Here is a 9,162-nt window from a genome sequence, read left to right as displayed (position 1 = left end):
GCCCGAGACTGGCGGCATGGCCCTTTTTGCCCGCCAGGTCGAGTGGCACCGCTACCGCTTCACCTCCCGCTGGGAGCTCCCCGGCGCGTACGAGCACGTCTTCGCGGCGCTGGCCGCCCCGATCGACTACCCGCTGTGGTGGCCCCAGATCACCGAGGTGCGGCAACTGACGCAGGACAGTGGGCGGATGCGCTTCCGCTCGCTGCTCCCCTACGACCTCCACGTCACAGCCTTCGCCGAGCGCAACGACCCGGACGCCGGGGTCCTGGAGGCCCGGCTCGCCGGCGATCTGGAGGGCCTCACCCGTTGGACGGTGAGCCGGGACGGTGCGGAGGGCCGGACGGTCGCCGTCTTCGACGAGGACGTCGAGGTGTGCAAGCCGCTGATGCGCTTGCTGGCCCTCCCCGGAAGACCGGCATTTCGGGCGAACCACGCGTGGATGATGCGCGCCGGACGGCTCGGACTGGCCCGCCACCTGGCCGTCTGCCATTGGTCTTGACCAATGCCCCGGCTGCCCCTATGGTCGCCTTAAAGAAACGTCCTTTAATAAATAAGGGATCGTAATCACGCCCCTGTCAGCAGGGCGCACACAGCGGAGGCCAGGGTGGGGACCACAGCGACCGCAGCGGCACCGGAACCGAAGTACTGGCAGCTGCGGACGGTTCTGGTCCGAACCATCGACGAGGAGTTCCACACCGGCGAGGTGCTCCCCAACGAGCGCGACCTCGCGGCCCGCTTCGGGGTCGCCCGCGCGACCCTGCGCCAGGCCCTGGACCAGCTCGAGCTCGAGGGCCGCCTGGTGCGCCGCCGCGGCATCGGCACGCTGATCGCCGCCCCCCGCATGGGCATTCCCGTCGCGGAGGCGTCCAGCCGCGACACCTGGCGCATCGTCGACTGCGGCCTGGGCGCGGCGCCAGCGGCGGTCGCCGCGGCCCTCGGCGTCGCGGCCGGAGAGCCGGCCGAGGTCCACACCGTCCGCCGGGTCCGCATGATGGCCGGTCAGGCCGTCGGCACCGAGACGCTGTTCGTCGCCGCCGCGGTCATGCCGCACGTCCCCGGCTTCCTGGCGGAGTCCAGCCGGGCACGGGCGGTGCTGAAGCAGTTCCAGGCCCTCCCGATCGAGGGCGAGTCCCGCGCCGTCGAACTCGGCGTGGCCGAGGAGGAGCAGGCCCGCCTCCTGGAGCGCCCCCCGGGCATCCCCGTCCTCGTCCTCACCACCCGCTACGCCGGCGAGGCCGGCAAGACCCTCGCCGTCGCCATCTCCACCTACCGCGCCGACACCTGCAAGCTCACCTTCGGCGACGCGGGCGTGGAGGTCCGCGCCGCATCGTGAGGGTTCAGGCCTCCCGGTGGTCGTACGACCTCAGGGGCGCGGGGCTCTGCTGATGTGCGGCTCCGCCGCGTGGGCGCGGTTCCCACGCGCCCCTGAAGCGTGCTGCACCTACCTGCGGGAGCTCTTCCTCGGTCACTGATCGACGGAGAACAACTGCTTCTCCGCCTGGTCGAAGGCCAGCTTCACCGCGCCGATGGCGATCGCCGCGTCGCCCAGCGCGGCGAGTTGGACCTCCGGCGGTCGCAGACAGAGGCGGCCCAGCTGCTTGCGCAGTGGCTCGACGACGCCGTCGAGGCCGCTGGCCCAGCCGCCGATGACGACGATCTGCGGGTCCATCGCGAGTACCAGCGCGGCGACGTCGCGCACCAGGCGGGCGACGAAGCGGTCGCGGACGTCCATGGCGACGTGGTCGCCCTGCTGAGCGAGGCTCAGGACGCGGGCCACCGCGGCCTCGTCCAGGGGGTCGCGCAGCTTGCTCTCCGTGGTGGAGAGGAGCTGGGAGGGTTCGTCCTCCTGGCCGAGGAGGTGCAGGCTGCCGATCTCGCCCGCCGCGCCGCCGAACCCGCGGTGCAGGCGCCCGGCGATGAGCGAGCCCGCGCCGGGGCTCAGGCCCGCAAGGACGAAGACGACGTCGCCCATGCCGACGGCCGCGCCCTTCCAGTGCTCGCCGATCGCGGCCAGATTGGCGTCGTTCTCCACCAGCACCGGGCAGCGGAACGAGCGGCGCAGCCGGTTGGCCAGGTCCAGGCCCGTCCAGCCCGGCAGAGCGGTGCCGAGCTGGACCACGCCGTCCGCGTCCACGACGCCGGGCGTGCCGACGCCGACCGCCCACAGCGACTCGCGGGAGACCCCGCCGCGGCGCAGCAGCTCCGCGACCGTGGCACGAACCAGCGCGAGGCGCTCGTCGGCCTCGGTCGTCTCGTCGATGGGGCGGCCGTAGGCGCCCAGGGTGCGGCCGCGCAGGTCGGAGATGATGGCGCGGGCGCCGTGCGTGCCGATCTCGATACCGAGAAGATGGCCGGCCTCCGCGCGGAAGCGGAAGTGCCGAGCGGGGCGACCACGTTGGCGCACGCCCTCGTCGACGGCCTCGACCTCGGCGACCAGGCCCGACTCGATCAGGCCCTCGATGACGCCCTCGACGGTCGGCCGGGACAGTCCGGTCTCGCCCACCAGCTGGGTGAGCGTCAGCACGGCCTGGTCGCGAAGAGCCCGCAAGGTCACCGCGGAGTTGATCCGCCGCAGCAGTGAGGAATCACCACCGGTGAGCTGGGCCACTCTCGGTCCTTCCGCGATTCCCGTGTCCGTGTCGATGTCAGGTGTCGGCGTCAGGCGTCGATGTCGGACGTCGATGTATGGCGGATGGTAGCCGGGGCGGGGAGGCTCAGGCGAGCGTCATCGCAGCTCAGTCGGTGCTTCGGTATCAAACGGCAACACTTCGGCGGAGCTTGCGGGAGCAGCGTCAGAGCAGCGCGTACTGGCCCTCGGGGCCGTCCTCCAGGCGGTCCAGCACCGAGGCGGGCCGGCGGGCGGGGGCCGGGACGGGGAGAACCTCAGCTTCGTGCAGGTCCGCACGGGTGAACCAGGGGCCGCCGTCGGTGGCCAGCGTGTCCTGCGCGGGGACGAGCTCGGCCAGCAGCGCCAGCGTCGTCGCCAGCTCGATCAGGTCCGTCGTGGCCCGCTGCGGCCAGACCGTCAGGCCCAGCGCGCCGAGCGTCCCGCTGGGCGCGCCGCGGAAGGCGGTGCGGTCCGCGAACCACTCGCGGAGCGTGGGCTCCGCCGCCCAGGCCGAGGCCGGGACCGGGGCGAGCCGCCCCTCGCCGAGCAGCAGCGTCTCCTCCTCGGCGTCGTAGCCGAGCTCCAGCGGGTTTCGGTCGACGGGATGGCGGATGAAGGTCCGTCGGCCGTCGGGGGGACGCAGCCCGGAGCGGGCGAAGGTGTGCAGGTCGACGACGCGGCGGCCCAGGGCGACGCCCTCGGCCCAGGTCGCGGCCGAACGCGGCAGCGGGACGAGGTCGCGCGGCGCGTCCGGGCGGGCGCAGACCGCGGCGATCCACGCGAGCACGTCCTCGGCGGTGACGGCGGTGGCGTAGGCCCGGTGCAGGAACCGCAGCAGCCCGGGTGCGAGGTTCGGCTCGCGGCCGTCGGGACGCCGGTGCAGCGGGTGGGCGCGCACGCGCGGGTCGACGGGCAGCTCCGCGCTGACGGTGAGCGGCGCGGGGCCCGGCTGTCCGTCGGGCTGCAGCAGCAGGTAGCGCTGGTGCGGGCCGTCGGCCCGCCAGAGCTCCGGGCGCGCCTGGTCCAGCAGCCGCCGGTCGGCCAGCATCCAGGCGCGGTCCAGCGGACGGTGACGGACGCGGACCAGCGGCGGCTGCTCGCCCGGCTCGCGCGACAGCCGACGTGTGCTCGTGCGCTGGCCCGGGAGGCCAGGGACGGCGGACTCGGGCGTGCGGGTGCGCGTGGGCTCGAACAGCTCCGCCCGCTCGGCCGCGTCCGCGGACGCCAGCCGACGCCAACGCTCCTGCAGCACCTCCGGATCAGCGCCGACGACCCACGCCCGGCCGGGGCGGACCCCGCGCACGGCCCACGGCAGCAGGTCGCCGACGGACACCGGCGTCTGCTCCCCACCCGTCTCGGCCACGCAGCCATGCTAGGGCCTGACCCTCGGCGCCCGGTCTTGCCGCGAGGCCTTGTCGCGATGGCCGGCCAGGCAGCTGCACCGGGCCGCGCCCTGTCCGGCCCCGGGGTGCCCCGGAGCCCTCGCATGCGGCCCCGTCTCTACCGGTGGAAAGGCAGGCGCGCGGTCCGGCGCGGCTGCTTGGCTGGCGTCGTGGAAGAACTGCGCATACGCACCGCCGAGGTGAGCGACGTGGCCGCCGTCCTCGGCTTCTGGAAGGTCGCCGCCGAGGGGACCAGCGTCAGCGACGACGTCGCCGGGGTGACCCGGCTGATCGAGCGCGACCCCGAGGCGCTGATCCTCGCCGAGCGGGGCGGCGAGCTGGTCGGCACCGTCATCGCGGGCTGGGACGGCTGGCGCGCCAGCCTCTACCGGCTCGCCGTCCACCCTGACCACCGGCGCCAGGGCGTCTCGCGGGCGCTGCTCGACAGCGCCCACGCGCGGTTCGTGGCCTCGGGAGGCCGCCGCGCGGACGCGATGGTGCTGGTCGTCAACGAGGCAGGCCAACAGGCCTGGGCGGCGGCCGGGTACGAGCGCGAGGAGCACTGGCGTCGCTGGGTCCGGCCGCTGGTCTGAGCGCGCGGGGCGCGGCCCTCGCGGGACGCGGCGGTTGTCAGTGGCGGGGCGTACGGTCGAGCGCATGGAGGCTCAACTTCCGCACGCCCGCCCCGACCTGACCGAGCTGCGCGCCGTCGGCGGTGCCCTGTTGACGTGCCTGGCCGAGCTGCGCGAGCGCGACCTCGTGGTGCCCGACGAGCTGTGGCGCGCGGCGGAGCGGTTCCAGCCGCTGCTCGACGGGGTCGATCCGGAGCCGGAAGAGGGCGAGGAGCTCTGGGAGTTGGCGCTCGCCCTGCCCGGCCTGCTGACGCAGGCGCGCCCGGCGGCGGCCGCCCCGCCCGCCGGATTACTCGTGCGCGATGGCGTCGAGCACGTCGAGCCGCGAGGCGCGTAGCGCCGGGCCCAGCGCCGCCAGCAGGCCCACCACCGCGGCGCCGACGACCACCGCGATGATCGTCGACCACGGAACGGCCAGCGACTGCAGCCCCTTCGCCGCCAGCAGCCGCTGCGCGGCCAGCCCCCAGCCCAGACCCAGCCCGAGACCGAGCACGGCCCCGAACAGCGCGATGACGACCGCCTCCAGCCGTACCATCTGCCGCAGTTGGGAACGTGCGAGCCCGATCGCGCGCAGCAGCCCGATCTCCCGGGTCCGTTCGATGACGGACAGCGCCAGGGTGTTCACCACGCCCAGGATCGCGATGATGATGGCCAGCGCGAGCAGCCCGTAGACGAGGTTGAGCAGCAGGTCGATCTGACCGCGGACCAGCTTCTTGTAGTCCGTCTGGTCGCGCACCTGCACCTGCGGGTCCTTGGCCAGGGCCGTCGTCAGCGCGCTCTTGACCTGCTCCTTGTTCGCGCCCGGCGCGACGTTGACGAAGACGATGTCGTCGAGCGCGCCCGGCACGTACTGACGCAGCGTCGAGGAGGCGATCACCGGCTCGTCGCCGAGCCCGCCGGGGTTGGTGTCGGTGACGTCGATGCCGCCGACCGTCAGGGTGCCCGACTTGCCGCTCTGGAAGAGGATCGTGACCGGGCTGCCCAGATGGAGACCGTGCGCGTCCGCGTAGTGGGAGCCGATCAACGCACGGCCGGGCGCGGTGCCGGTCGCGACGGTGCCGTCGCGCATCTCGATCCGCACCATCTTGTCCAGCCCCGGGCTCGTGCCGACGACGACGGTCTTCTGCTGCGTACCGTCGGCCGCGACGAGCGCGCCACGCGTGCCCTGGCCGCGGACGACCAGGCCCACGCCCGGCGTGGCCGCGACGGTGTCGCCCACCTCGTTCGGGAACGGCAGGCCGGTGCTGTTCTGCACGATCAGGTCCGCGCCGATGGTCTTGTCGATCTGGGCGTCGAAGGAGGCGGCCATCGAGGAGCCGACCACCGACAGGGACGCGACCAGGGCCAGCCCGATCATCAGCGCCGATGCCGTCGCACTGGTGCGGCGCGGGTTGCGCAGCGCGTTGCGCTGGCTCAGTGTCCCGACCGGGCCGAAGACCCGCGGGAACCAGCCGCCGACCAGCTTGATCACTGGCGTGGCCAGCAACGGCCCGATGATGATCAGCCCGATCAGGCTGAGCAGGACGCCTCCGCCGAGCAGGATGCCCGCCTGCCCGAGGTCCTTGTCCGTGGCCGCCCCGACCAGCAGGCCCGCAGCCACGGCCAGCACCACCAGCCCCACCACAGCCCGGATCCGCAGCGGCGCGCCGCGCCCCGGGGTGTCCGCCTCGCGCAGCGCCGCCATCGGCGAGATCCGCGACGCCCGGCGCGCGGGCAGGTAGGCCGAGACCGTGGTGACGATGACCCCCACGGCGTAGGCGGCCACGATCGTCGGCCAGTGGACGGCGAGTTGGCTGCCCTTGAGCACCATGCCGCCGCGCGCGATCAGCTTGATCAGCCCGAGCGCGAGGCCCACGCCGAGGAGCAGCCCGAGGGTCGAGCCGATCAGACCCAGCAGCGCGGCCTCCACCAGGACTGACCGGTTCACCTGTTCACGGCTCGCCCCGAGCGCCCGCATGAGCCCGAGCTCCCGGGTACGCTGCGCGACCAGCATCGAGAAGGTGTTGAGGATCAGCGAGACCCCGACCAGCACCGCGATCCCGGCGAAGCCGAGCAGCGCGTCCTTGATCACCGACAGGAAGGCGCCGAGGGTCTGCGCCGCGTCCTTCGCGGTCTGCTCGGCCGTCTTCACGTCGTAGGCGCTGCCGACCACCGGTGCGACCCGGTCGCGCAACTGCTCGTTGGTGACGCCCCTCGCCGCGGTCAGGTCGACGGAGGTGAACACGCCCTCGTGCCCGAGGAGCTTGCGCTGCGCGGTGCCGGTGTCCAGGAAGACCAGGGTGGCCCCGGGGTTGGTCGTGTTGAAGGTGGCGATGCCGGTCAGTCGCACCGGGAAGCCGCCCGTCGCCCCGATGACGCGCAGCGGCTGCCCGAGGACGAGGTGGTGCTTGCTGACCGTGTCGGAGTCGACCACCACCTGCCCGTCGCCTGTGGGCGCGGCGCCGGAGGTCAGGTCGACGGGCGAGTTCGGCCCCGGGCTCCAGTTGATGCCGATGGTCGGCGCCCCGCCGATCGCGCCGATGCTCTTGTTGTTCGCGTCCGTCAGCACGATCCCGGCCATGGAGACCCGACCGTTGACCGCCGCGACGCCGGGGAGGTGCGCGACCTGCGGGATGAGCGAGGCCGGGACGGTGGGGACCGTCCCGGAGAAGTTCTGGTCGTTGCGCCCCGCGACATCGTTGTGGGCGGTGACGCTCACGTCCGCCGAGGTGGAGCGGAACAGGCGGTCGAAGGTCGAGCCGATGGTGTCGGTGAACATCAGCGTCTCGGCGACGAACGCCACCGAGAGCACCACCGCCAGCATCGACAGGGCGAGCCGGCCCTTGTGGGCGAGGAAGCTGCGCAGCGTCGCCTTCAGCATCTCCGGTCTCCCCGCCTCAGTCCGCGTCAGGAGCGGGTTGCGCCACCTGGCTGCCCCCGCGCACGTCGAAGCGGCGCATCCGTTCCAGCACGGCGTCGGCCGTCGGCCCCTCCAGCCGGTCCACGATCCGGCCGTCGGCGAGGAACAGCACGAGATCGGCGAAGGAGGCGGCGTTCGGGTCGTGAGTCACCATGACGACCGTCTGCCCGAGCTCGTCCACACTCCGCCGCAGGAAGCCGAGGACCTCGGCGCCGGAACGCGAGTCGAGGTTGCCCGTCGGCTCGTCCGCGAAGATGAGCTGTGGGCGCGCGGCGAGGGCGCGCGCGACGGCGACGCGCTGCTGCTGTCCGCCCGACAGCTCGTGCGGCCGGTGCCGCAGACGGTCCCCGAGGTTCAGCGTCTCCACGACCTGCCGCAGCCAGTCGGCGTCCGTCCTGCGCCCCGCGATGTCGCCCGGCAGCGTGATGTTCTCCTCGGCGGTCAGCGTCGGCAGCAGGTTGAACGCCTGGAACACGAACCCGATGCGGTCGCGGCGGAGCCGCGTCAGCGCTTTGTCGCCGAGGCGGGACAGCTCCGTGTCCCCGACGTACACCTCTCCGCCGGTCGGCTTGTCCAGCCCCGCGAGGCAGTGCATCAGCGTCGACTTGCCCGAGCCCGACGGCCCCATGATCGCGGTGAAGCGCCCCGCGTCGATCTCCACGTCGACGCGGTCCAGCGCGAGGACGGCGGTGTCACCGCTCCCGTACGCCTTGCACAACCCCACCGCCCGCGCGGCGGGCTCTCCGCTTGCCGCCATTCTCCGTGCCCCCTAGTCGGGCGGGTGGACCACCATCCCCGAGCCTAGGCGCGCACCCGCGGGGCGGCATCCGCCGCACGATCGAGATGCCCCTGAGTTGCACCCCAGGGGCACGAGGCCCTGCCGATCTGCGGCTCGGCCGCGTGGGCGCCGGGTGGGCGCGGGCCCCCCTGAACGGAGGCCTCTGCTCTTCGAGGACAGTCCACCGTGGGTGGCTTGTCGCGCAGTTCCCCGCGCCCCTGGGACTGCAACCTCACGCGGTGGCGCAGCTGACCCTAGGGGGCCCAGGTGCCGCCGAGGGCGGGGGCGAGGGAGGCGCGGGCGATCGGGAGGAAGGCGGGGGCGGTCACCTTCGGGCCGGCGCAGGCAGTGGGGAGCGCGCCGAGGAGCGGGGCGCCGGCGACCAGGGGGAGGTCGGCGAGGTTGCAGCGCATGGCGAGGTCGGGTTCGGAGGGCCAGCCGCCGATGACGATGCCGCGCAGCGGGATCCCGCGGGCGCGGAGCGCCTCCGCGGTGAGCTCGGTGAGGTTCAGCGTGCCGAGCCCGGCCGTCACCACGACCAGCGCCTCCGCCGTGTGCCCCAGCGCGGCCAGCGCCGCCGGCACGTCCGCCAGCGACGAGCCCTGCGCGTCGAAACGCACGAGCAGGCCGCCCGCGCCCTCGACCAGGACCAGGTCGTGCGTCTCGGCCAGCCGCGCCGCCTCGGCGGCGATCTCGGCCGGGGTGAGGGTGCGCATCCCGGCCCGCGCCGCCGCCGTGCCCGGAGCCAGCGGCTCCGGGTAGCGGGCGAGCTCGCTGAACGTCAGCTCGCCCGCCAGCCGCCGCACCTCCTCCAGGTCACCGGGCTCGCCGGGCGCCATGCCCGTCTGCGCGGGCTTCAGCAC

9 protein-coding genes are annotated in these 9,162 nt (G+C 73.7%); 4 read left to right on the top strand and 5 right to left on the bottom strand.

The genetic code is table 11. The features are described from left to right. Window positions 1-499, top strand: a 499-nt coding sequence (locus TR48_RS37475) for an SRPBCC family protein (protein WP_369405640.1), incomplete at its 5' end; no start/stop codon positions are given. A gap of 105 nt (window positions 500-604) precedes the next feature. Further along, complete coding sequence (locus TR48_RS37470) at window positions 605-1,333, top strand: GntR family transcriptional regulator (protein WP_042375213.1); 729 nt, start codon at window positions 605-607, stop codon at window positions 1,331-1,333. A gap of 132 nt (window positions 1,334-1,465) precedes the next feature. On the opposite strand, the gene TR48_RS37465 is transcribed toward TR48_RS37470, so the two are convergent. Continuing rightward, a complete protein-coding gene (locus TR48_RS37465; protein ID WP_042375210.1) occupies window positions 1,466-2,608 on the bottom strand; it encodes an ROK family protein in 1,143 nt (380 codons plus the stop codon). A 184-nt stretch (window positions 2,609-2,792) separates the two neighbouring features. Then, entirely contained in the window at window positions 2,793-3,971 is a 1,179-nt protein-coding gene (locus TR48_RS37460; protein WP_042375209.1) for a type ISP restriction/modification enzyme, read from the bottom strand. 189 nt (window positions 3,972-4,160) lie between these two features. On the opposite strand from TR48_RS37460, the gene TR48_RS37455 reads away from it, so the two are divergent. Together TR48_RS37455 and TR48_RS37450 are read left to right on the top strand one after the other, a co-directional pair. Continuing rightward, window positions 4,161-4,583 carry a GNAT family N-acetyltransferase gene (locus TR48_RS37455; RefSeq protein WP_042375217.1) on the top strand — a complete coding sequence of 141 codons (423 nt, stop codon included), beginning with the start codon at window positions 4,161-4,163 and terminating at the stop codon, window positions 4,581-4,583. 64 nt (window positions 4,584-4,647) lie between these two features. Next, entirely contained in the window at window positions 4,648-4,959 is a 312-nt protein-coding gene (locus TR48_RS37450; protein WP_042375208.1) for a hypothetical protein, read from the top strand. Here the strand turns inward: TR48_RS37450 and TR48_RS37445 are convergent. From TR48_RS37445 to bioD, 3 genes are all read right to left on the bottom strand, one after another. Beyond that, window positions 4,912-7,482 (bottom strand): ABC transporter permease, encoded by a 2,571-nt coding sequence (locus tag TR48_RS37445; protein WP_042375207.1) that lies wholly within the window; start codon window positions 7,480-7,482, stop codon window positions 4,912-4,914. The genes TR48_RS37450 and TR48_RS37445 overlap by 48 nt on opposite strands. Before the next feature lie 16 nt (window positions 7,483-7,498). After that, window positions 7,499-8,278 carry an ABC transporter ATP-binding protein gene (locus TR48_RS37440; protein ID WP_042375206.1) on the bottom strand — a complete coding sequence of 260 codons (780 nt, stop codon included), beginning with the start codon at window positions 8,276-8,278 and terminating at the stop codon, window positions 7,499-7,501. Between the two features lie 275 nt (window positions 8,279-8,553). Beyond that, window positions 8,554-9,162: ATP-dependent dethiobiotin synthetase BioD (bioD, locus tag TR48_RS37435; RefSeq protein ID WP_042375204.1), on the bottom strand; the 609-nt coding region annotated here is incomplete at its 5' end.

Source organism: Streptacidiphilus neutrinimicus (genome assembly GCF_000787815.1).
GTDB lineage: Bacteria > Actinomycetota > Actinomycetes > Streptomycetales > Streptomycetaceae > Streptacidiphilus > Streptacidiphilus neutrinimicus.
The sequence above is the reverse complement of the archived record's forward strand: the minus strand, read 5'-3'. Positions and strand labels throughout refer to the sequence as shown.